General features: G+C 38.9%; 20 protein-coding genes and 2 tRNA genes. 12 read left to right on the top strand and 10 right to left on the bottom strand.

The genetic code is table 11. The features are described from left to right. Positions 1-13 precede the first annotated feature (13 nt). Together BLS35_RS15940 and BLS35_RS15945 are read left to right on the top strand one after the other, a co-directional pair. On the top strand, positions 14-2,293 hold the full coding sequence (locus tag BLS35_RS15940) for a glycoside hydrolase family 9 protein (protein WP_090782823.1): 2,280 nt from the start codon (positions 14-16) through the stop codon (positions 2,291-2,293). A gap of 7 nt (positions 2,294-2,300) precedes the next feature. Next, on the top strand, positions 2,301-5,345 hold the full coding sequence (locus tag BLS35_RS15945; RefSeq protein WP_207909125.1) for a glycosyl hydrolase family 28-related protein: 3,045 nt from the start codon (positions 2,301-2,303) through the stop codon (positions 5,343-5,345). Positions 5,346-5,388: 43 nt separating this feature from the next. On the opposite strand, the gene BLS35_RS15950 is transcribed toward BLS35_RS15945, so the two are convergent. Together BLS35_RS15950 and BLS35_RS15955 are read right to left on the bottom strand one after the other, a co-directional pair. After that, positions 5,389-5,465 (bottom strand) — tRNA-Asn (locus tag BLS35_RS15950). Positions 5,466-5,750: 285 nt separating this feature from the next. After that, a tRNA-Asn gene (locus BLS35_RS15955) sits at positions 5,751-5,827 on the bottom strand. 141 nt (positions 5,828-5,968) lie between these two features. Here BLS35_RS15955 and BLS35_RS15960 point away from each other — a divergent pair. Continuing rightward, the gene (locus BLS35_RS15960) at positions 5,969-6,889 is read left to right on the top strand and encodes a PfkB family carbohydrate kinase (RefSeq protein ID WP_090782825.1); all 921 of its coding nucleotides are present in this window, start codon (positions 5,969-5,971) and stop codon (positions 6,887-6,889) included. 56 nt (positions 6,890-6,945) lie between these two features. Here the strand turns inward: BLS35_RS15960 and BLS35_RS15965 are convergent, their stop codons facing one another. Further along, positions 6,946-7,185: a cytochrome b5 domain-containing protein gene (locus tag BLS35_RS15965; protein WP_090782827.1), complete on the bottom strand. Its 240-nt coding sequence runs from the start codon at positions 7,183-7,185 to the stop codon at positions 6,946-6,948. Next, on the bottom strand, positions 7,178-7,843 hold the full coding sequence (locus BLS35_RS28390) for a lycopene cyclase domain-containing protein (RefSeq protein WP_371328249.1): 666 nt from the start codon (positions 7,841-7,843) through the stop codon (positions 7,178-7,180). The genes BLS35_RS15965 and BLS35_RS28390 overlap by 8 nt, the downstream gene beginning before the upstream one ends. Before the next feature lie 14 nt (positions 7,844-7,857). Here BLS35_RS28390 and BLS35_RS15975 point away from each other — a divergent pair, with 14 nt between their 5' ends. The 6 genes from BLS35_RS15975 to BLS35_RS16000 all read left to right on the top strand — a co-directional run bounded on the left by BLS35_RS15975 (position 7,858) and on the right by BLS35_RS16000 (position 14,683). Continuing rightward, positions 7,858-8,754 carry a DUF3078 domain-containing protein gene (locus BLS35_RS15975; RefSeq protein WP_090782831.1) on the top strand — a complete coding sequence of 299 codons (897 nt, stop codon included), beginning with the start codon at positions 7,858-7,860 and terminating at the stop codon, positions 8,752-8,754. 64 nt (positions 8,755-8,818) lie between these two features. Further along, positions 8,819-9,493 carry a hypothetical protein gene (locus BLS35_RS15980; protein ID WP_254778932.1) on the top strand — a complete coding sequence of 225 codons (675 nt, stop codon included), beginning with the start codon at positions 8,819-8,821 and terminating at the stop codon, positions 9,491-9,493. Positions 9,494-9,518: 25 nt separating this feature from the next. Next, the gene (locus BLS35_RS15985; RefSeq protein WP_090782834.1) at positions 9,519-11,372 is read left to right on the top strand and encodes a hypothetical protein; all 1,854 of its coding nucleotides are present in this window, start codon (positions 9,519-9,521) and stop codon (positions 11,370-11,372) included. Between the two features lie 22 nt (positions 11,373-11,394). Then, the gene (locus BLS35_RS15990) at positions 11,395-12,711 is read left to right on the top strand and encodes a hypothetical protein (protein ID WP_132226008.1); all 1,317 of its coding nucleotides are present in this window, start codon (positions 11,395-11,397) and stop codon (positions 12,709-12,711) included. Positions 12,712-12,753: 42 nt separating this feature from the next. Further along, positions 12,754-13,650 (top strand): pirin family protein, encoded by an 897-nt coding sequence (locus tag BLS35_RS15995; protein WP_090782839.1) that lies wholly within the window; start codon positions 12,754-12,756, stop codon positions 13,648-13,650. Between the two features lie 19 nt (positions 13,651-13,669). Further along, the gene (locus tag BLS35_RS16000; protein WP_090782842.1) at positions 13,670-14,683 is read left to right on the top strand and encodes a zinc-binding dehydrogenase; all 1,014 of its coding nucleotides are present in this window, start codon (positions 13,670-13,672) and stop codon (positions 14,681-14,683) included. Here the strand turns inward: BLS35_RS16000 and BLS35_RS16005 are convergent. The 5 genes from BLS35_RS16005 to BLS35_RS16025 all read right to left on the bottom strand — a co-directional run bounded on the left by BLS35_RS16005 (position 14,680) and on the right by BLS35_RS16025 (position 20,715). Continuing rightward, on the bottom strand, positions 14,680-15,570 hold the full coding sequence (locus BLS35_RS16005) for a sterol desaturase family protein (RefSeq protein ID WP_090782844.1): 891 nt from the start codon (positions 15,568-15,570) through the stop codon (positions 14,680-14,682). The genes BLS35_RS16000 and BLS35_RS16005 overlap by 4 nt on opposite strands. 10 nt (positions 15,571-15,580) lie before the next feature. Further along, complete coding sequence (locus tag BLS35_RS16010; protein ID WP_090782846.1) at positions 15,581-16,378, bottom strand: DUF4249 domain-containing protein; 798 nt, start codon at positions 16,376-16,378, stop codon at positions 15,581-15,583. 3 nt (positions 16,379-16,381) lie between these two features. Beyond that, the gene (locus BLS35_RS16015) at positions 16,382-19,027 is read right to left on the bottom strand and encodes a TonB-dependent receptor (protein WP_090782849.1); all 2,646 of its coding nucleotides are present in this window, start codon (positions 19,025-19,027) and stop codon (positions 16,382-16,384) included. Positions 19,028-19,068: 41 nt separating this feature from the next. After that, a complete protein-coding gene (locus BLS35_RS16020) occupies positions 19,069-20,058 on the bottom strand; it encodes a FecR family protein (RefSeq protein ID WP_090782852.1) in 990 nt (329 codons plus the stop codon). A gap of 69 nt (positions 20,059-20,127) precedes the next feature. Further along, positions 20,128-20,715: an RNA polymerase sigma factor gene (locus tag BLS35_RS16025; RefSeq protein ID WP_165973327.1), complete on the bottom strand. Its 588-nt coding sequence runs from the start codon at positions 20,713-20,715 to the stop codon at positions 20,128-20,130. Positions 20,716-20,964: 249 nt separating this feature from the next. Between BLS35_RS16025 and BLS35_RS27865 the strand changes: the two genes are divergently transcribed. From BLS35_RS27865 to BLS35_RS16040, 3 genes are read left to right on the top strand one after another with little or no spacing between them, the layout of a single operon-like run. Then, a complete protein-coding gene (locus tag BLS35_RS27865) occupies positions 20,965-21,141 on the top strand; it encodes a putative periplasmic lipoprotein (RefSeq protein WP_165973328.1) in 177 nt (58 codons plus the stop codon). Positions 21,142-21,191: 50 nt separating this feature from the next. Continuing rightward, on the top strand, positions 21,192-21,653 hold the full coding sequence (locus BLS35_RS16035) for a GyrI-like domain-containing protein (protein WP_090782860.1): 462 nt from the start codon (positions 21,192-21,194) through the stop codon (positions 21,651-21,653). Positions 21,654-21,698: 45 nt separating this feature from the next. Then, positions 21,699-23,744, top strand: a complete 2,046-nt coding sequence (locus tag BLS35_RS16040; protein WP_090782862.1) for a M13 family metallopeptidase — start codon at positions 21,699-21,701, stop codon at positions 23,742-23,744. A gap of 80 nt (positions 23,745-23,824) precedes the next feature. Here BLS35_RS16040 and BLS35_RS16045 read toward each other — a convergent pair whose 3' ends face one another. Next, positions 23,825-24,253 carry a CBS domain-containing protein gene (locus BLS35_RS16045; RefSeq protein ID WP_090782865.1) on the bottom strand — a complete coding sequence of 143 codons (429 nt, stop codon included), beginning with the start codon at positions 24,251-24,253 and terminating at the stop codon, positions 23,825-23,827. Between the last annotated feature and the right edge of the window lie 76 nt (positions 24,254-24,329).

Consider the following 24,329-nt stretch of genomic DNA (forward strand, 5'->3'; position numbering starts at 1 on the left):
CAATAAAACTATTATGAGAATTTTCTTTCTAGTGGTATTTAGTATCACTACAAATGCATTTGCCCAGGGCATTCCTGAAATGCCCATGAAAATGCCTTATGAAAATACACTGGAGTATACATGGTCCCAAAAAAAAATCTTAAAATCTAAACAGTTGTCTGATATGGAGACAATGGATTTTTGGGAGCACGCAAATTTCGGTACATTATCCCTGTCTCAGGAAAAATTTCATAGTGGAAAATCATCTCTTTTACTTACTTCTCCTACTAAAGATGAAAAGGTCACAACAGGCAGACCGTGGGGTACAGCGAGTGCCATCTTTAAGGTAAAAGACGAAAATTGGTCAGATTGGAACAGGATATCTTTCTGGATATACCCAGATCTACCGGGTTTCAAGATCGTGTCTATTAACCTGGTATTCCATAATAATGGCGCAGAAAAAGTTCCGGATTCGTATAACAGAAATGGCCTAAATTACCAAGTTCTTGAAAATCATAAGTGGAACAAGGTGTATTGGGAGATCGAGCATCTTGGCCGTGATAAGGTTACTGGAGTGGAAATACGATACCGACTGCAAGGTAACGAGCCTGGTACTACATCTACTGCTAGGTACTTTATCGATGAAATGTACCTTGAAAAGGTTGATCCTGATCATTTCGAAGGCTGGAATGTGGCTAAAGGCCAGATAGCATATAATCATGCAGGATATGCTAACGGATTCCCAAAAACTGCCCTCGTATCTGACCTATCAGCAAAAACATTCTCACTCATAAATATAGCTACAAATAAGACAGTTTTCCAAGGTCCAGTTCAGTCAAAACAGACCCCATTGGACAAGTTTCAGATCCTTGATTTTAGTGGGATTAGCGCGGCTGGAAAGTACATTATTAAGGCTGGAGATTTACAAACTAAGCCCTTCCAGATTAATAATTTAAAAGACGTTTACCGAAGTTCTATTATTAAAACCATTAATCATTTCTATAGTCAGCGTTGCGGTGTTGACATTGCGGGGATACATGACGCTTGTCATGCAGACTGGATGACAAAGAATGGGGATAAAATGATCCAGATTAATGGAGGTTGGCACGATGCCGGAGATCTGTCCCAAGGCTTGGTCAATACCACAGAGGCGGCATATGCAATGCTGATTCTGGCAAGGAACCTCGAGAAAAGCGACCGCAAATTGTCCGACCGACTGTTAGAGGAAGCCAAGTGGGGCTTAAATTGGGTATTAAAGAACCGCTTCGGAGATGGATTCAGGAGCAATTGGGCAACCTATGACATGTGGACAGACGGAATTGTTGGTACCATCGACGATGTATTTAGCCAATCGCAAAATAGTTCTCAGGGTAATTTTATGTCTGCAACAACGGAAGCAACTGCTGCTATTTTATTTAAGACTCGTGATTCTTTTCTAGCTAATCGCGCGCTGCAGAGTGCGGAGGAGGATTGGGAATTTGCTTCTAAAAACATCCGATTAAGCACTGAAGCTGCAGGCGCTGCATTGAATGCCTCACTTGCGCTTTACGAAGCAACGATGCATGAGAAGTATAAAGTAGCTGCATTTGAATATGCTAATTATATTTTGGAATGTCAGCAACAAACTGATTTGGATACTGATGTGCCATTTAAAGGGTTTTTCCACCGTACCTCGGCAAAAGACAATATACTTCATTATCCTCATCGCAGCCACGAACAAGATGCTGTGGTTGGTTTAGTAAGGCTATCACAATTATTCCCAAAAGACGCACCTAAATGGGAGAATGCACTTCGTCTGTATGCAGACTACTACAAAAAAGTCGCTTCTTATACAGCTCCCTACTATATGCTGCCGGCGGGAATATACGATTTAACTAAAGCGCAAAATGAAAGCGATAGGGAACAAATAAAAAATGGGATCAGGCTAAACGACCGCTACTATCTGAAGAGATTTCCAGTTTGGGGCGAATTCAGGGGCAATAGCGGTACCACCTTGTCACAGGCAAAAGGATTGTCGAAAATCGCTACCTATTTTGGCGATAAAAATTTGGCAGATATCGCTTCCAGGAGCTTATCCTGGCATCTTGGTTTAAATCCTTTTAATCAAAGCTTTATGTATGGCGAAGGGTATCGATATGCAGGTCAATATAGCGTGATGAGTGGTAATATTGTTGGGGGACTTCCAGTTGGGGTACAAACACATTTCAACAGAGATGATCCTTATTGGCCAGCTGAGAATGTTTATAACTGGAAAGAGATTTGGGTTCATCCAGCTACTCGCTGGCTTATGATTATGAGTGATCTTATTAATTAAAATACGAATGGAAAATATTAAACAAATTAAAGTATATGGGTTATTATGGCTGTTAGTTGCATTTGGATTCGTTATGAACGCCAATGCAAATGATCTTTCAGTATATACACAAAAACCTCACGATCCTGAGGCCTTCTTCTTTACTCCAGAAAAATACGCGATTAAGGGAGATGGCAAAATGGACATATCTAATGCGCTTCAATCAGCAATTAATGAACTCAAAAGGACTAAAAATTTTGGTATACTATTTATCCCAGAAGGAAAATACCTTTTAAGTAAAACTATTCACGTGCCCGCAGCGATCAGGTTAATTGGTTATGGTAAAAAACGGCCTGAATTTATTTTAGGAAAGAAGACTCCCGGGTATCAGCATAAACAGAATTATATGATTTGGTTTACCAATGGTCTTGTTGAGGAAGGCGGAGCGCCAGTTGACGCTGGCGCAGGAACATTTTATAGCGCATTATCTAACATTGATTTCCGGATCGAGAGTGGGAATCCAGAAGCCGTTGCTATCAGATCCCATTTTGCCCAGCATAGCTTCATTAGTCATTCTATTTTAAACATAGGGAATGGAAAAGCCGGCATATATGATGTTGGAAATGAAATGGAAAATGTGAAATTCTATGGCGGTCAATATGGTATTAGTTCATCCAGAACATCGCCAGGGTGGCCAATGATGATGGTAGATACTTACTTCGAGGGGCAGAAAAAAGCTGCAATTCAAACACGTGAAGCTGGACTAACCATCATTAATATGTATGCTAAAAATATACCTGTTGTTGTAGAAATGCAGGAGGGTAGAGTTGATAAGCTTTTTATTGAGAATTCTTTTTTTGAAAATGTATCTCAAGCGGGAATTCTCGTGAGTAAAGAAAATAATGCCTTCTCTCAAGTCAACCTTATAAATGTTGATTGCAATAATGTGCCGCAATTAGTTAAGTATAGGCAAAGCGGAAAAAAAGAAACTGTAACTCAAAAGCAATATAAGGTAAAAGAGTTTACGTATGGTCTTGTTATGGCCGACATGACCAGCCCATCTAGTTTTCAAACAATCCGCGTAATTGAGCCACTTGCTGTATTCCCTAAAAAGATGACCATGGACATCTTGCCGCTTCCATCTATGACTACCTGGGTTAATATTCGGGATTTAGGTGCCAAGGGCGATGGTGAAACGGATGATACGCAGGTATTCCAAAATGCAATTGCCATGCATAAGAATATATATGTTCCGCAAGGCTGGTACCGCCTCACAAAAACGTTAAAAATGGCTTCAGGAACAAAGTTAATTGGGCTGCACCCATTTGGAACTCAGTTCGTATTGAATGAGAGTGAAACTGCTTTTAGTGGATTTGGAACTCCACAGGCCGTGGTCGAGTCGTCCGAAGGCGGGGATGATATTATAAATGGAATAGGCATTAGTACAGGTGCTTATAATTACCGCGCCGTTGGGCTTAAATGGATGGCTTCTAAAAATTCTATGATAAATGATGTTAAGTTTGTGGGTGGACATGGTACAATGAAGAAACCTGCCCAGGTAACTAATACCACAAATGCTCCTGGAGCACCTCAAGGTGGCGGAGGTCAAGGTGGTAGGTTTAATGCAAATGCTTCCAGAGTCAGTTCTCCCTCAAATCCTGTTAGTGCACAAGGGCTGGATCTAGCCTGGGATAATCAATATTGGAGCCTTTGGGTAACGAACAACGGAGGCGGAACGATAAAAGATGTTTGGACGGCAAATACGTATGCGGCAAGTGGATTTTATGTGAGCCATACTTCTACACCGGGAAGAGTATATGCAATGTCATTAGAACATCATGTCCGAAATGAAGCCCGGTTTGAAAATGTTTCAAACTGGAAATTATATGCCTTCCAGTTTGAAGAGGAAGGCCGTGAAGGAAAGGATAACATTATGCTCGAAGTTTCCAATAGTAAAGATCTGATGTTTGCTAACTTATGGATGTACAGGGTGATCCGCGCATCCGCACCAAAACAATTTGGTATACGACTCTGGAACAGTGAGCATATCGATTTCCGTAATATGCATAACTACACCCAGATATTACCTGTAATCGAAATTCCGGTTTATGATGTAAATAAGCAAATTCCGGTTTATGAATGGGATTTTGCACGTTTATTGGTTACCGGCAAAGAGCAAGGGAATAGTTTGTTTAGTAATCGGCCTGGTGTTATTGAGCAGGTAGTATCGGGATTTGAATTTGCTGCAGGTGCTACAAGCGATAGTAAAGGAAATGTTTATTTTGGAGAAAACAGATTGAAGAAGATTTATAAATGGTCGGCTGAAACAAAATCTCTTTCGCTAATCGCAGATTACCCTTGGAAACCCTTCACGATGAGTACAGATACAAAAGACAATCTGCTTGTTGTTTTTAGGTATGATCCGCAGCCAGGTTATTTAGTAGATGGAAAACAGGAAACCGTTGCTCGTGTACCGGATGATAATCCGATGTATAGCGGATGGGGAAATAGTGGGTGGACTGCATTGGCGTATTCGATTGATCCTACTAACCCAGATGCTTCTATGCAGCCAATGATCCGGATGCAGACCGATCAGGTTAAGGGCGTAAAGAGAGTTATCCATCCATCAAGCAGATGGAGAGGTGACTTTAATAAAACGGTTGAAAGCATGCCTGCATATAGCTTTGTGGCTCCAGATGGTGTAACTATTATACCTGAAACCTATGATTTAGGAAGATCTGCCGCGTTAACATCGGTAACTCCTGGTCAATCTGAACCAGTTTATATAGCGCGGGAAATTGACAAAGTGACCGTTAAACTAGATGTCGCAGCCGACGGACGATTAATCAACTTAAAAGAATCACAACCACAAGGCCAGTATAGCAATGTTGTGGATAGCGATGGAAATTTGTACATCGCTGACGGACAGATTTACGTTTATAATAAAGACGGGAAAGAAGTTAAAAGAATCATGCTAAAAGAGCGTCCAATATCAATAACTATTGGAGATACAGATAAAAATACATTGTTTATTACCACAACGACCTCTCTTTATAAAATGAAAATTAAGTAAAATAAAAAAAAAGCCATTTCTGCATAGAAATGGCTTTGTAATTTGGCTCCCTCTGCTGGGCTCGAACCAGCGACCCTCTGATTAACAGTCAGATGCTCTAACCAGCTGAGCTAAGAAGGAGTGCTGGTTGCCAAAACGTTGTTTTTGATCCTTTAAAGAAGAAAAACGCTCATTCGTTTCGGAGTGCAATATTAAGGATTTTTCATTAGATTGACGAAAATAAATGTAAAATAAAAATCCAATAGGATTATTCTGCCTCATTTTCAAATAGGTATCTGTCTAAAATTATAAGCGTGTAGATCATTGATCAGTGGATTTTCAAGCCAAATTTTTCGTGGACCCGGATTTTTGGTTTTCGTTTAAAACCAAAAAAGCCTCTCAGTTTTCACTGAAAGGCTTTGTATTTGGCTCCCTCTGCTGGGCTCGAACCAGCGACCCTCTGATTAACAGTCAGATGCTCTAACCAGCTGAGCTAAGAAGGAGTGCTGGTTGCCAAAACGTTGTTTTTGATCTCTTAAAGAGGAAAAACGTTTGTTCGTTTTGGGAATGCAATATTAGGGGTTTTAATTTATTTATGCAATATTTGCAGTGAAATAATTTTAAAAAATATTCAATTAATTTATATGAGCCTGATAATCATAGGAACTGTAGCCTTCGATGCTATAGAAACTCCCTTCGGAAAAACAGATAAAATCGTAGGTGGAGCTGCAACTTACGCTAGTTTGGCTGCTTCTTACTTCTATAATAAAGTCAAAATTGTTGGTGTTGTAGGTGATGACTTCGAAAAAAAGGACATCGATACTTTTACTGAACACGGGATTGATACCGAAGGATTGCAGATAAAAGAAGGTGAAAAATCATTCTTTTGGTCAGGTAAATACCACAATGATATGAACAGCAGAGATACTTTAGTTACTGAACTAAATGTATTGGCTGATTTTGATCCGATTATTCCAGAGAGCTATCAAGACTGTGAGTATTTGATGTTAGGTAACCTAACTCCGATCGTACAACAAACGGTTATCAAGCGTCTTAAAAACAAACCTAAGTTGATCGTTTTGGATACAATGAACTTCTGGATGGACATTATGATGCCAGATTTGTTGGAAACGATTAAAATGGTAGATGTGTTGACGATTAATGATGCTGAAGCGCGTCAGCTATCCGGAGAATATTCTTTAGTAAAGGCTGCTAAGAAAATCCTGGAAATGGGGCCAAAGTATTTGATCATTAAGAAAGGTGAACATGGTGCTTTATTGTTCCATGAAGATAAAATCTTCTCGGCTCCAGCACTTCCATTAGCAGAAGTTTTTGATCCAACAGGCGCAGGTGATACTTTCGCGGGTGGTTTTATTGGCTATATGGCTAAGGTAGGTACGGTTAACTTCAATAACATGAAGAATGCAATTATTTTCGGTTCTGCCTTGGCTTCTTTCTGTGTAGAGAAGTTTGGAATTGAGAAAATTGTAAACCTTACGGATGAAGAAGTTGCTGCGCGTGTTCAAGAATTCGTAAGCTTAAGCTCTTTTACAATCGAAGCATAACGACCCGATCAAAGATCTTTCTAAGAATGGCTATTCAGATAATGAATGGCCATTTTTTATACATTCAGTTTGCCGATCACGATAAATTTTTCAAATACCGATTCTGTATGAGGGGCATCTGATAATTCTTCTGTTAAATCCTGTCCAGCCCAATGTTCGTAATGTTTGCCATTGCGCCAGAGTCTACTTTCTGTAACGTCGTAAATCAAGCCTTTGTAAGCTACCCATATTTGTGGCTTATCTTGCCCATTGCGTAATGCCAGCTGTTGTTTGGAGTACAGTGGTAAATTATCCATCAACTTTGACCATTTTGCTTTTGAAAAGCTCAAACAAATACACTGTCATTAAGAGCATTCCCATAAAGTAGAAATAAACCTCAATTGGCAGGTACGCAAGGTATAATTTCAATGAAGCGTTTTCATTAAATACAAGGAAGGATTGTTTTTTAACAATCAGGCAGCCTATATAAAAGGGGATCAACAAAACAAAATAGGTTCTGTAAAAGCGATACATAAACCTCAGCTTGTTTTTATACTCTATGTAAAGTAATAGGGCTAATGCTACAAAAAAAGTAGTTGCCGTATACAATTTAAGATAACCGAAAAACAAAAAGGCAATACATATACCTAGCATCAGGTTACTAACCGATAGACTAAACTTTTCGGGATTATTATTGGGAAACTTGGTATTTAAAAAACGATATGTGTATAACCCAAAGGCAGGAATAATAAAGGAAAGTAGGATGATTTGAATAGGCAGGCCTGCAATAACTGCTCCGGTTAAAAGGTTGACATTAAAAGATAAGACGCCCAAAGTAGTGAACAATATTGTAAAAAGAGAAAATAGGATGCCTGTTAAACAAATTGATAATAAAATTATTCTGGTATAACTATTGTTCATGAATTGGGATAAATTATTCTCAAAAGTATGATTTTGACATCGTTTAACAACCATCTAATCTCAGTACTATGAAAAAAACGCTACTATCACTTATTCTTGTAACATTTTGCCTATTAGGTTATAGTCAGGAAACACCCAAAATTGACACGACTAAAAACTGGACTATTCATGGCGAGAATACATTTCTGGTCAACCAGAGTTCTTTCTCTAACTGGTCAGCAGGTGGTATAAATTCTCTTGCCGCAAATTTGATTTTAAATTACGATTTCAATTACAAAAAGGACAAATGGAGTTGGGATAATAAGGCTATTGCAGCTTATGGAATAAGTAAACAGGATGGTATTGGGATGCGTAAAAACGACGACAGACTTATCTTGAATAGTTTGTTAGGTTATAAGGCTGCTCAGTACTGGCTTTATACTTTTTATGCCAACTTCCAGACGCAGTTTGCAAAAGGTTATACTTATGACGGAAACGAAAGAACCACAATATCCAACGCTTTTGCTCCGGCTTACCTGACATTCGGGCCTGGTATTGCCTATAAAAAATCTGATAATTTTAGGGTCAATTTCTCACCTGTAGCTTCAAGAGTAGTGATGGTGTTTGATGATGACTTGAATAAGGATGCGCCTGCTTTTGGTGTTGATCCCGGAAAGAACGTACGTTTCGAGTTCGGTGCATCATTGGATGCTTACTATAAAGTGAATCTGATGGAAAACATTAGTTTTGAGAATATACTAAAGCTATATTCTAACTATCTGGATAAGCCACAAAATATTTATACTGATTATACTGCTAATCTGTTTATGAAGGTGAATAAGTTTGTAACCGTTAATGCCGGTGTGCAAATGATTTACGATGACAAGACTATGATTACGAAAGTAGTAAACGGCGTTAAAGAGGATTGGCATAAAGACTTGCAGGTAAAACAGATCTTTGGTGCAGGTTTAACCTATAAATTCTAGTTGGAGGGTAGGTGTTTATATTGTAAAATGATATCTTTGCCCCACCTATAAAGACATCAAAATAATGCTTTCGAAGTATAAATACCTATTTTCCCTTTTCGTTTTACTCTGTTTTTCTTCTTGTTTTCAGATTATTGAAGAAATTAATCTCACTGATGCGGGTTCCGGTACGGTTAATCTGACCCTAAATCTTAGTGCCAGCAAGACAAAAGTAGCCTCAGTTATGCTAATGGATAGCATACAAGGATATAAAGTGCCGTCCAAGCAAACCATCCAAAAGGAACTTGGCGAAGTTGTTGCCTATCTAAAGAAATCTCCGGGAATAAGCAATGTTCAAAAGAAGGTTGATTTTGAAAATTACATTGTGAGTGTATCCTTTGCTTTTAAAGATATAGCGAACATTGACAATGTAAATCAAAATGTCCTCAAAAAATTAAAGATAAAAGGGCTTAATAACTCTTCTTATACCTACAATCCAAAAATCAAGTTTTTTCAACGCAGTTATCAGCATACCAAGGAGGCTATAGCGGAATACAATAAGTTAAAACCTGAAGTTAAAAAGGTGTTTAAAGATGCTACTTATGTAAGTATTTATAGGTTCGAACAGCCTGTAGTGCTATGTACAAATCCTTTGGCAAAAATATCAAAATCAAAAAAAGCAGTTATGCTTAATACGGGTATTCTCGGTTTAATAAATGGAAAAACCGATTTATCCAACCGCATTACAATAACAAAATAACGTTTCTATTTAATTTATCCTTACTATGAATTCTTTTTTCAGATGCTTAACAGCATTACTTTTAGCCGGTCTTACATTTACATCCAGCGCACAAGATCTTGTGCATAAAATCCCTTCTAATGCACTTGCCGTAGCGACCATCCAAGGTAAAAATCTAACGGAATTAATGTCTTTAACCGAATTTAATAATTCGTTTCTTGGAAAAGAATTATTGGCAAAACAGGCAAAAAAATCAGGCGAATCTTATACTACTATAGAGGATTTGGGTTTTAACCTTGCTTCCTCATTTTATTATTTTAACCAGAGCAACGACAGCGTAACTTATAACTGTTTCCTTGCTCCTGTTAAAAACGCAGCACAAGTTGACAAACTGTATACACAAGCTGATCAGAAGTTTAGTGTAAAAGGTAATGTGAGATATTATTACAATGTTGATTCTACCGAAGTAGCTCGGTGGAATGGGGAAATGTTTTTGTTTGTAATAGCCAGAGGTAAAAAAGAGTACTTTTCGAAGCCTGAAGTGATGGAGCGTTTTGGATTAACTAACCCTTATCCAATAGCTGATTCTGTTGCAATTGATAGTGCGGCTGCCGCAGTTGATAGTTTAGCAGCTGATACTATAGCTGTCGAATATGCGGAACCAGCAGCAGTGGAAATGGGGATGCAAGACTCGGTTGTGGTTGATACAGCGGAAGCATATTCATCTGATCCTTTTTTCAAAAATGAAGACCAAAAGAAATCAATTGTAGCCAGATGGACAGAACGTATGGTGGATGATTTTTTTGCTGGTACCGATAAAACATCCATATTAAACAATAACGATTTTGTAAAAAATATTGATCCTAAGGCTGAAGCTACTATCTGGGTTTCTGGTGTGGATAAGCTTTTCAATACTTATGTGCCTACAACTTATTTAAAAGGCTTGGGCTTTTTAAATGGATATGGAAGCGGAAATGTAAAGCTTTACCTGGAAGATAAATCTATCCGGATGACCAGTAGCATGACCTTTAGCGATGAAATAGCTACTGTTTTTAAAAAGGTGCACAAAAGAAAATTAAACAAACGTTTCTTGAAATATGTGAATGAAGATCGTATGATTGGCTATTTGGGCTATGCAGTGGATACGAAGGCATATCTTGAAGAATACCCTAGGTTGATGTCCAAAATTTATGGCTCTGTATATGCTGATGAAATAGGTATGGCTACAGATCTATTCTCTCTTTTATTGGACGAAGAAGCAATAGGGAAGGTAGTTAAAGGAGATGCACTGTTCATCTTTAATGGTCTTTCACAAAATGAGGTGAGCTACAAGTCGTACGAGTACAACGAAGAGAACTTTGAAAGTAAAGAAGTGATGAAGACTAAAAAGGAGACCTTGCCAGATTTTTTAATGATGTTCTCTTCTGAAGATACCCGATTGATTGATAAACTGATTGCTTATGGCGTAAAAAAAGAATTTGTTAAAAAAGGCTCGGGATATTATGAATTGAGTATCCCTAAAAGTCCTTTGGCACTTTACTTTACGATAAAAGACAATATTGTTTTCTTCGGCACCAATAAAATGGAAATGGATAATATTGCTTCGGACAGATCAGTCGCAAAGGTTTCTGCTAAGAACAAGAAGATGTTGTTAAGTAGTAACTATGCTGCTTATTTCAGTGCTAAAAAACTGTCGGGAAAGATCCCTTCCGAAGAATTTGGAGGTGCTGAAAAGCTAGAAAAGACTAATCGTGTACTGAATGCATTGGGCGATATTTACATGAACTCGAATCCGGCCAAAGGGAATGTATTATCTGCACAAATGAGTATGGATATTCCCGCTAATCAACCGAATGCTTTAAAATATCTTTTATCAATTATTGAAGACGCAAAGAAATAATTTTAAGCGCATAGCAACAATCTTGGCAGCAGTACTAATACTGCTGCTAGCTTTTTTCGGCTATCTGTCGCTAAGGAAATATTATGCCTATAAGGACACTATACATGCAGATGCAGAACTTATAGTTAAGGTTGATGCTGATCAGCTATACTGTGATCTTGCGATGGACTACCTTAGCAATCTATCCTATTATCGAAGTAAAAAAGCGAGTTCAATTGAAAGTGGCTTAAATATACCTTCGCAGATTTTTGTGTATACGGTAAAATCCAAATCTGCTCATACTTACTTTTGTACCATGCCCGTAGCAGACTCGTTGTTGCTTAAGTCGTTTGTAAAACAAAGGCTGGGCATCACTACATTGAAAAATGAAGGGCAGTATCTAAGTGGAAGATCTGCGAATGGTCGACTTACTATTGCCTTTAATGCGCAAACATTTGCTCTGGGATACGCTTTTAATGGCGAAAATGTACAGGATGTTTTGACTGATTTGTTAAATAAGAGAAATCTACTATCTGATAAAGATCAAAAAATTGTGAGGCTTAAGGCGCTAAAATCACATTTGGCTTGTGTTCTTGGAAATTACACAGGGACTGGAGATTTTAAAGATGGGCAACTTCATGTTGAGGGAGACTTTAGCTTAAACGGTTTTACAGTAAACGGAAATAGTTTTAGCCACCGTGTTTTTGATAAAGATGCTATCGTAAAAACCTGGCTAAATGTCAATCCGTCTCTGAATAAAAGCTTTGGCCGAATTAAGGTTAAAGACTATGAAATATATCCGGATAGCTTACTGAAATATTGTAATGGGTATTTTGATATGGAAATGGTGAATCCGGTAAATCAGGCCGATACCGTAATCACTTATGAGTATAACGATGATTTTGAAAAGGAAGAAACCTTAACTCCCCGTGTGGTAAAAGTGCCCGGTGTAAACGGTGTTATTGCAGGCAACGTGACTGGATTGTTGAATTATCTAACTAGAACAAACATCATTAATAACAGTCGTGTTAATAAGGAGCTATTTCCATTGTATAAGTTTTATGCCAAAGATAACCAAACTGGCATATTATTGAGTACAGATCAGCAGGCGGTTACTTCGCAATTGACGGAAAGCACGCCTTACTTTTTTTATCTGGATGTTGATTTTGATAAATTAAAATCACAGGGGCAATTCCCGCTTTTTGAAAAATATATCAGGCAGCTGAACAGACTTGTTGTTAAAGCTAAGTCTGGGGTTGTCGAGAAAGTTGAGCGCATTAAGCATGATCCAAGAAATCACTTTGAAATAGACTTGTACTTTAAAAGAAAGGATGTAAATGCATTGGGACAATTGCGTTAAAATTCTGGCATTTGTGGTATATTAGAGTTTAGATCAATTTTTATGTCAAATATCAATCTGATTATTGAAGAACGCCCGGCGAGTATAGGCAGTTTTATGGTGGGGCGCCTCTTGCCTTTCAAGGAGAAACGTATGGTTGGCCCTTTTGCTTTTATAGATCACATGGGTCCGATATGTATGAGTGATAACGAAAGTTTGGATGTCCCGCCACATCCACATATTGGATTATCCACACTCACTTATCTTTTTGAAGGAAGTATTATGCATCGCGACAGTATTGGTACTGAAGTAGAAATAAAACCGGGTCAGGTAAATTGGATGACTGCAGGTAAAGGGATTGTACATTCTGAAAGAACACCCGAATATCTTCGTAATTCTGATAAAATGATGCATGGCTTACAGATCTGGGTAGCTTTACCTAAGGAGCTGGAGAAAATGGAGCCTGAGTTTTTTCATGTGGAAGGTAAAGGGCTCCCAGAGTGGACAGAAGGTGGTGTTCATTTTAAACTGATTGCTGGTGAGGCTTTTGGACGGAAGTCTGAGGTGCCGGTTTACAGTCCACTTTATTTCCTGGAATTGAAAAGCACTGGCAGGCAAACGGTTAAAATAGGTAATGAGCTGTTTGGTGAAAGTGCTTTATACATTTTAGAGGGAGCCATAGAAAGTGAAGGCAATACTTTTGGCCCAAAACAAATTTTGGTCGCGAAAGACAGTAAGCTTTGTGAGTTTGATATGCAGGAAAATTCGACGATCTTTATTTTTGGGGGTGAGCCTTTTCCTGAGCCTAGGATCATTTACTGGAACTTTGTCGCATCCTCGGAAGAACGGATTGAGGAGGCAAAAGCGATGTGGCTGGAACAGTCGTTTCCACCGGTGCCCGGCGAAACAGAATTTGTGCCCTTGCCCTTACAAAGTAAAAATGTAAAACCACATTTGTAATATTTGTATTTTTACGATTATGAAAGCAGCATACCTGGAAGGTAATAACCATCCATACACTCTAAAAGAGATACCAACACCCCTGCCTACGGGTCAGGAAGTTTTAATTAAACTTGAATTCTCTTCCTTTAATCAAAGAGACATTAGGGTACAGAAAGGGATTTATGCTGCGGCCCCTTTGCCTGAAGGTGGATTGGCTATTGGATCTGATGGTTATGGGAAAGTGGTAAAAGTTGCTGAGAATGCTGACCCAATGTGGTTGGGACGAGAAGTGGTGATTAATCCTGGACGCAATTGGGGTGATAATCCTGAGGCATTTGGGCCAGATTTTAAAATAATGGGTTGCCCTGATCAGGGTACCTTTGCTGAATATATAGCAGTTGATCAGAAATACATCCGACCTAAGCCTTTACATTTAACGGATGAGGAGGCTGCAGCTTTGCCACTGGCAGGACTTACGACTTATAGGGCCGTATTTACCAAAGGGAAAGTTAAAGCGGGCGAGAAGGTGTTGGTAACTGGAATAGGGGCAGGTACGGCCTTATTAGCGTTACAGTATGCACTTGCGGCAGGTGCTGAGGTTTATGTGACCTCGGGTACGGCGAGTAAGTTGGAACGGGCGATTACAATGGGTGCAAAGGCTGGCTTTAATTACAAGACTGAAGATTGGGCTGCACAGGCAAATGCATTAACCAATGGGTTTGATGTAGTTTTGGACAGTGCTTCGGGCAAGGGCTTTGCGAAATTGATAGAAGTACTAAAGCCAGGGGGCAGATTGGTGTTTTGGGGAGGTACGGATGGGCCTATAGAGAGCATCGTTCCTGCACATATTTACTGGAAAAATCTTTCTATTTTAGGAACCACACTGGGAAGTAATCAGGAGTTTGCCGATATGCTATCCTATTCAGAAAAACACAATATCAAACCTGTGATTGATAGAGTTTTTCCAACACTTGCCCATGCGCAGGAAGCTGCTGAATATTTGGCCTCAGGTACGCAGTTTGGTAAGATTGTGATGGGCAATAAGGCTTAGCCTGGCTTTGGCAGTTGGCGCTGCAATACTCTAGCAGTTTGTGTGCTGCCATCATGACTCCATCCCGGGGGATAAATGAAATACTTGATCTTATCGAGGAGTTTCGGTGCTTTTCTCACATCAGCTATTAAAGCTTTAAATTCATGAAAAATGATATTTACGGCACCTGTATCTTCAGGCTGCTTGGTTAAGCCATAGACTATCTTTTCTTCATCAACTTCTTTTTGAAAGGTGCCAAAAATACGATCCCAGATAATGAGTACCATGCCCATGTTTTTATCCAGGTAGCGCAGGTTACTGGCGTGATGTACACGATGGTGGGATGGAGTTACAAAAATGTACTCAAATGCAGGATGAAGTTTGCCAATGGTTTGCGTATGTACCAGGTTGCCATAAATTTGGGTAATGAGGTAAGCAAACAGGATGTCGAGAGCATTAAAGCCCATTAAAGCCAAAGGGAGGTAGAAAAAAGCACGATACAAAGGCTCAAAAACGGTTGACCTAAAGCCAGTGGTCAGGTTAAAGTATTGGGAGGAATGATGGGTGACATGCATTGCCCAAAAGAACCTTACATAGTGGCCTGTATAATGTAAAACCCAATATAGGAAATCCTGAGTAAGAATTAAGACAAGCCAGTAAAGGCAAACGTTGGAGATCTGGAACAAACGATGATGTCTGTAAACGTATTCCAACAACATGAATGTGCCCGCTTTTGTCGCTACATTGACGATAAATGCGGACGCCATAAGGTATACATTGCTGAGGGTATCACGCCCACGATAAAGTTTTTTATCGTGAGCGTAACTAAAATACATTTCAACTAAACTGAGTAAAGTAACAAAGCCGAATAAAGTAATTACGGTTATATGTTTATCTAATTCAGTCATCTCTATCGCATTATTGTATGGTTAATGTTTTTTGTTGTACCGTATGTGCGCTAAAAAAGCCAAGTGCACCGCCACTTATATTGCTTAGAGGATTACTTGGTGCTGCACCATTGTCTGATCCATTTGCACCAAACAAGCTAAATAGATAAGTATATACAGCAGGATCAATGCTATGCATAACTGCGGTTAATTTGTCTCCTTTTTTAAAGTTTAAAGACTTGTTTTTTGTATCGTTTTCAAAAACGAGGTAATCGTTAACCTCTTGCCCGGTGGTGAACTCATCATTCATTACTTCATATTTTTTTTGGAGCTTGTCGTTAACATACTGTTGAAACCAATAGTAATTTTTAGTTTCCAGGGGGTCTTTGAATTTTATCATAGGCGTAACTCTGGTTGAATCGAAATCTTTTGGTTTGAGGGTAAAATCCATGAAAGGAACAGCTTGAGGCATGGTGCTGCTGGCTTTAAATAACTCGCCTTTAATATTAACTGTTAAATTATAGGTTTCGCCAGGTGTGCCATTAATTGCTGTCGTCTCATAGATGCCTTTTCCTGTTTCTGTTAACACAATTGTATTGCCTTTGGTTTCAATTTTAACACTAGCACCGCTAATCCCATTAAAAACGTTATCATCGCCAAACGCTTTGGTCTCACTGATGTATACCTTACAGTTACCCGGTTCGTTCGTAATGGTGCCCTCAATTACATATTTAAGTTCATTGTCGTTGAATTTTAAGTCTACAACTTTCTCACAAGACCATTGAACCGAAATTATTAGTAAAAATATAATGCGAATTATTGTTTTCATATTCTAGAATTTAAAATTATAAGAAATTGACGGAACGAACCTAAATAGGGTTGTTCTGACTGCTTCCGTTCTGTTTGGATCTGTTTCGTTGTCTCTAAAAGTAATGCGGTAGGCATTCTCTCTGCCATAGGCATTGTAAAGGCTAAAATTAAGTTCAGAAGAGAACTTTTTGGTTTGTTTTAGCTGTCGTGTTGCACCCAAGTCAAGGCGGTGATAGCTCGGCATCCGGTCAGCATTGCGATCTGAAAAGTAGAAATAGCTATGTCCAAGCAATTTGTATTTTCCATTTGGAAAGGTAACTGCGTTTCCGGTGGCAAATACCCAGTTGGCAGATAAAGACCATTTTTTGCTCAGTTGGTACATGCTCACCAACGAAATGTCATGTGTTCTGTCTTGACGGGCATTGTACCAATTGTTACTGTTGATGCCATCAATCTTTCTTTCTGTTTTAGAGATGGTATATGCAATCCAGCCGGTTAATTTGCCGTTTTTCTTTTTCAATAAAAACTCTGCACCATAGGCTCGTCCTTTTCCATAAAGCAATTGAGTCTCAATAGGCTGGTTGGTATAAATATTAGCTCCATTTCTATAGTCAATCTGGTTTTGCAGGGTTTTATAATAGGTTTCAACAGTCAACTCATAATTGTCATCATTTAGATTTTTATAATAACCAAGAGATACCTGATCACTCAATTCTGGTTTAATCACATTGGTGCTGGCAACCCATCTATCTGTAGGAGAGGCGGAGTTTGAGTTAGAAATAAGATGCAGGTTTTGTGCATTCCTAACATAAGATGCCTTAATGGAAGTAGAACCGTTTACCTGTAAGGCAGCAGCTATTCTTGGCTCCAGGTTTACATAAGTTTTAACAACTTCGCCGCTTTTGTAGCTGGTTGTTCCCGTTACATTACCTGCTGGGTCAAACGTATAGTAGTCGCCTTCGCCAAGAATACTAAAAGCCGAAACACGTAGCCCATAAGTAAAACTCAAAGTATTGCTGGCTTTCCAGGTGTTACTGGCATAAACGGCGTTCTCAAGCGAGTATCGGTTTTGAAGCTTTTGCGATATTAGGCCGGAATTACCGGTAGCCTGGACTTCCCCAGGTGTAATGGTATGATATATCGAGTTTAGTCCAAAGCTAAATGTGTTTTTTTCGTTGGCATACCATTGGAAATCTTGTTTGAAGTTCCAGTCTCTGATCTGTGAGAAAAGGCTTAATGAACTTTCATCATCAATAGATTTTATTTTGTAATTGTAATTGCTGAATATAGCAGATGTGTTTGAAAATAGTTTGCTGCTAAAAACGTGGTTCCAGCGTAGAGTAGCTGTGGCATTACCCCAGTTTATACCTGCTACATTGTCTGCTCCTAATACATCTTTGCCAAAATAGCCAGATATAAACAATCTGTCTTTATCGCCTAAAATGTAATTGGCTTTTAAGTTTACATCATAGAAATACAGCTTTGCATCTCTAGTAGCCGAATCACTGGAAAGCTTTAGGAACATATCGGCATAAGTTCTTCGTGCTGAAATCAAGAAAGAAGATTTCTCTTTTTGTATTGGCCCTTCTACATTAATCCTTGCAGCAATAAGTCCTACACCGCCACTTACGCCAAACTTCTGGCTATTTCCGTCGTTCATTTTAACATCCAGTACCGAAGATAAGCCGCCGCCGTACTGTGCAGGCATACCGCTCTTGTAAAGTGTTACATTTTTTATGGCATCAGAATTAAAGGTGGAGAAAAAGCCAAGTAGGTGTGAAGCATTGTAAACCGGTGCTTCGTCTAAAAGGATCATATTTTGATCGGCGCTGCCTCCGCGGACAAAGAAGCCGCCACTGCCTTCGCCCGAAGTTTTAACACCCGGTAAAAGTTGCAACGTTTTTATCAAATCGCGTTCTCCGAGTAGTACCGGTACATTTTTAGTCTCACTGATACTTAGTCGTTCCATTCCCATTTGAGGGTTGTCTACACGTCTTCGATCATTGTTTCCTGTAATGGTTACGGTTTCAAGCTCATTTAAATCATCTTGCAGGGAGATGTTCAAATTGGTGTTTTTGCTTAAGTCAATTGTAGTCTTATAGTTTTTTGTGCCAACAGCATTTACAGTGATACTATAAGTACCTACTGGTAGGGTAATAGAGTAAAAACCATATTCATTGCTTGAAGTTGCATAATTGGTTCCTGCCACGCGCAAGGTTGCGGCTATAATGGTTTCACCGGTACTTGCATATTTAATAGTACCACTTAAAGTGCGTTTTCCTTGGTTTGCCGCCGGATTTGCCGCCGGTTCGGCCACCGGCTTTTTTTCCTTAGCGGGGTCAAAACGTATAAATACTTCTGCACCTAAAGGACTAAACTGTATTGGGTGTCCGGTAAATGCATCCTTCAGCATGGTCGATAGGGGGCTGTCTTTCGCAATTACATTGAGCTTTATATTACTGGTAGCTACCTGTTCGTTGTATGTGAATTTAACCCCGCTTACGCTGGTTATCTTATCTAGCGCGGCTTTTAAGGGTTCATTATTAAGTGTTATTGTAATGCGCTTTTCAAGCGGGTCTTGTGCCCATGCATGGGTTTGTACGATCAATAATAGTAGCAATACGATGGCGATGCATGTCAGAAATCTGACCTGTCCATTTAGTTTCATATAGATTTGATGTGTTTAAAAATTATGGCCTTTACAGGTATTTATTTTGTGATTGTATAGAGTGCTCCCTCTTTTTTCCATTTAGCTTCCATTACTATACATAATTTATTTAGGGTTTCATTTAGTGGATTAGTCATATTCAGGTTGCCGTAAAATGCCTTTGAAGACAGTTCAGGATCAAATTGAATTTTAATGTTATACTGGTTTTTTATATCGTTGCCAACTTCCTCAAGTACGGCTCCTTTGTATTCATATAAGCCTAATCGCTTGCTCAGGAAGGCTGCGGCATCAGGATAGTCCATCTTTGTGAGCTTTGATGTCATCTTATCCACCGTGATCCGTTGATTTGCGGTTATCGTATCCCGCTGGGTATCATTCTCGGTATTTAAAGCTACGGCGACTCTTCCTGTTACCAGTGTTACATCGATGGTATGTTGTTCTGCGTATGCGGTAACATTAAAGCTGGTACCAAGTACCGTTGTACTTACTGTTCCGCTTTTAATGATAAACGGATGTTTGGCATCATGGCTTACTTCAAAGAAGGCTTCTCCATCAAGTGAGACTAACCTTTCGGCTCCTTCAAATTTATCGGGATAGCTTAACTTACTGTTTGGACTAAGCCATACTTTGGTGCCATCGGCAAGTTGTAATTGTTTGCGTTGACCTGAAGCTGCGGCTATTTGATAACTAGGAGCTGAGCTAAATATTTGAGTAATGGCCGATCGGTAAAAATATGCGCCTGTAAATAGTAGGAGCAACGCTGCAACACCAATCCATTTTTGTAAGCCAAAGTAAGGCTTTCTGGTAGGCTGCAATTTTACTTGCTGCGCTTCTGTTTTTAGGAATGGTGGGATTAGCCCTTCTTCTGGCAAAGCATTTGTTTGATCCCAGGTGTTGGACATTAAAGCCAGGAGTTCCAGATCTATATTGCTTTTATCCAGCAACTCAAAGAATTTTTTAAGTTCTGTAGCGCTACACTGGTTGTTCAGGTAAAGGTTGTATAAGTGTTTTAATTGCTCTTTTTCTTCCACTGTTTGATAATTTAGCGAGCCCTTTTACGAAGCTCGTTTATTACAATACAATTGAAAAAGAGGAGGGGACTAGTGGGGACGAAAATAATTTGATGAAGCAATAATAAAACAAACGATGCTTCCATGTTTACTTACATAACTGCGGATGAATTTTGTAGCTTCAACCATGTGGTTTTTTACCGTGTTTTTTGAAATGTTCAATTTTTCAGCGATTTGATCGTGACTCATTTCTTCATTACGACTCATTTGGTAGATGATTTTCTTTTGAGGAGGTAGGTTTTCTATAGCTTCATCATAGGTTTTTAGCAGCTCTTTTTCCAGTAAGTTATCTTCTGTCGTATTACGGATGGTTTCAATGTAATGGAATATTTCGTCCTGCAGACTTTTTTCGCGTGCTACTTTTTTAAGGTGATTGAGTACGTGGTTTAAGGTGATTTTTTTGAGGTACGCGCTAAAGTTTAATTCCGTATTGATTTGCGCTTTCTTTTGCCATAATCTGATAAAGACTTCCTGAACGATCTCCTCGGCAGTTTCTGAGGATTTACATAGATTGTAAGCATAGATGTACATTTTGCTCCTGTACAGGTTGTAAATTTGTGCAAACGCCAATTCATCGCCGTTTCTGAGTTTAGTCAGCAGCACCTCGTTTTCACTCATATCCGATTGGTCTGTAAGCATGGAGATCTATTGGGCTCAATGTTAAATAAATTTTTCTTTACAAAAAAATTAGACGGAATAGACGACAATCTTATTGATTGCTAATAAGTTAATAAGAACTAACTTTTTTGGTTTTATAGTCAACTGTAATCTTGGTGTAATTAAGTGATAATAAGCGTAGTATTAAATTTGTGCTGTAACATTATGAAAGTTTTTTGTCTAATTTTGAAAACAAATATGACAATCTTTATGAAACGTTTCCTCTTTATGGCAGTTATGGTTTTGAGCCTGAGCGCCTGTGATAATACCCAAAAAATACGGTTAAGAGCTCCAGAGCCTAAAAGTACCGATGCTACCGTTTCGACTGGAAAGGTAGATACTATTCGGAAGGATAGTTTAAATAATGATCAGGTAATTTCACACTGACATAGGGTTGTCACAACCCCATTTATTTTTGCTTCATAAATCATCAAAAAATGGAAAAGCAAATACTCCGATCATTTCCTGTTATAGGAATTACAGTACGAACCAGCAATGCTGAAGGACATGCCGCAAAAGATATTCCTGAATTGTGGGCAAGATTTTGGAGGATTGATGTAGCTTCAAAAATCCCTGGAAGGGTGGGTAATGATATTTATAGCGTGTATACTGCCTATGAGGGGGATTATACAAAACCCTATACGACGTTGATTGGTTACAAGGTAGAAAACCTGGATCATATCCCAGATGGCTTTTCAGGTTTGTTAATTGAAGAAGGGCCATACATGAAATGTACTGCTAAGGGTAATTTATCGCAAGGCGCAGTATTTGATGCCTGGTTGGAAATCTGGAATGCCGAGATTCCCAGGGCGTATACGTCTGATTTTGAGGTATACGGAGAGCGGGCTCAAAACCCGGAAGACGCCGAAGTTGACATTTATCTGGCTCTTAAACAGTAACAGGGTTAAATTTTTACTAAGTTTGAATATACTAACTCATAACTTATGCTAAAAATAAACAGATCAATAGGGATTCCAGCGCTGGCTGGAACAATCTTATTCCTGGCTGCATGCAGTAATTCCGATGTTAAAACGGGCGAACTTCACTCTGGGATTATCCTTAAAAACATGGATACCACTGTGGTGCCGGGCAACAACTTTACAGAATATGTAAATGGTACCTGGATGAAAAATACTAAAATCCCTTCGGATAAGGCGTCTTTTGGTGCAATGGCCATTTTAGCGGATAAAACACAGGACGATGTAAAAGCTATTATTGAAACGGCGGCAAAATCTAAATCGAAAGATGGTTCTGAAGAACAGAAGATCGGTGACTTTTTCGATTCTTATATGAATATGAAAGTGCGCGATTCGATTGGTTTAGCGCCTTTAGCTCCAGAATTTAAGAAAATTGACGCACTTACATCCAATAAAGACCTTGCCGCTTATTTTGCTTATGCAAATAAGATTGGCTTTAAGATTCCTTTCGGTCTTGGGGTAATGGAAGATTTCAAAGATCCTAAAAAATATATGCTGTATAGCTGGCAGGGAGGTTTAGGCTTGCCTGATCGTGATTATTACTTGCTTACAGATGCAAAGTCGAAGGAGATTCGCGACAAGTATGTTTTGCATATCGAAAATATGTTGAAGATTGCCGGAATACCTGATGCTGGTAAAAAAGCGAAAGAAATCATGGCTTTGGAAACCTTACTTGCTTCAAAGCATATGAAAAAGGAAGATACCAGAGATATGGCAGCTTTATACAACAAGTATGCAGTTAAGGATCTGAATAAGCTACTTGCTGATTTTGATTGGAATACTTTGCTTGTTGATGGTGGTATTAAAGGTGTAGACAGCTTGGTGGTTACGCAGGTAGCTTATACCAAAGATCTGACTGCAATTTTGAAAAATACCCCAATTGATACCTGGAAAGATTATTTGAAATGGGGCGTGATTCATGGTGCTGCAACTTCATTAAATACAGCATTGGATAAGGAAAACTTTAACTTTTATGCAACAACGCTTAAAGGTGTTAAAGAAATGAAACCACAATGGCGCAGAGCGGTAGATGTGGTGAATGACAATCTTGGCGAAATGGTGGGTAAGTTATATGTAGAGAAACATTTTCCGCCTGTAGCCAAAGAACGCATGTTGAAATTGGTTGAAAACCTGCTAAAAGCTTACGAGTCTAGCATTAAAGAGTTGGACTGGATGAGTCCGGAGACTAAAAAGCAAGCTTTGGTGAAGATCAGTAAGTTTACGCCAAAAATTGGTTATCCCGATAAATGGAGAGATTACAGTACTTTGAAGGTGATTAAAGGTGATCTTTATGGTAATCAGCTCCGTGCTACAGAATTTGAATACAACAGAACTATTCATAAACTGGGTAAACCTGTTGATCGCTCTGAGTGGGGGATGACTCCGCAAACGGTGAATGCATATTATAACCCACCAATGAATGAGATTGTATTCCCGGCAGCAATTTTGCAGCCTCCATTCTTTGATATGAATGCTGATGATGCTGTAAATTATGGTGGCATCGGTGCGGTAATTGGACACGAGGTTGGCCATGGTTTTGATGATCAAGGTAGTACTTTTGATGGTGATGGTGTGATGCGCAATTGGTGGACGAAGAAAGATATGGAAGAGTTTAAGAAAAGAACCAGTGCATTGGTAGCTCAATACAGTGGCTTTAAAGTTTTCCCTGATTTGAGCGTGAATGGAAACTTTACTTTGGGTGAAAATATTGGTGACCTTGGTGGTTTGAGCATTGCCTTGAGAGCTTATAATGCGAGTTTAAATGGTAAACCAGCTCCGGTTATGGATGGTTTTACTGGTATACAAAGGGTGTTTATAGGCTGGGGACAAGCCTGGTTAAATAAATCAACTGATGAGAATTTGAGAAATCAGGTTGGTACTGATCCGCATTCTCCTGCTAAATTTAGGGTGAATGGTGTGGTAAGAAACATTCCTGAGTTTTATACCGCATTTAATGTGAAGCCTACAGATTCATTATATCTTGCTCCTGATAAGAGAGTGAAAATCTGGTAAGGGGTTTATTAATTCATTAAAAAGGTCTGTTCAGCTAGCTGAACAGACCTTTTTTTCGTTTTATGTTTGGTTAAATATGTTTAACTGGTAATATAGCTTTCAAGTTGGGAAATAGTTTGTTTCTGATCTTCAATGATGAATTTTACCAAATCTCCGATAGATACCATTCCATGTAGTTGATCGTTATCCATTACAGGCAAATGTCTGATGTGTCTCTCCGTCATGATACCCATGCAAAACTCAATGGTATCTGAAGTCGATACTGTAATAGGATTTGCTGTCATGACTTCTTGAACAGAAGTTTCGGCAGATGATTTACCGTGTAGGATAATCTTTCTGGCATAATCTCTTTCGGTAAAAATTCCTTTTAGGGTTCCTTCTTCCATAACGAGAAGAGAACTAATGTTCTTTTCCATCATTAACTTCAAGGCGTCTAACACAGAAGATTGTTCAGTTACGGAGAAAATTTGAACCGATTTGGTGTTGAGTAATTGTTTTACAGTCTTCATAAGAGATTCATATTTAGCTAATTAAATTTAACTAAAAAAATACAGAATTACAACATTCCTTATAAAAACAATAAAA

Source organism: Pedobacter sp. ok626, assembly GCF_900100435.1.
Lineage (GTDB): Bacteria > Bacteroidota > Bacteroidia > Sphingobacteriales > Sphingobacteriaceae > Pedobacter.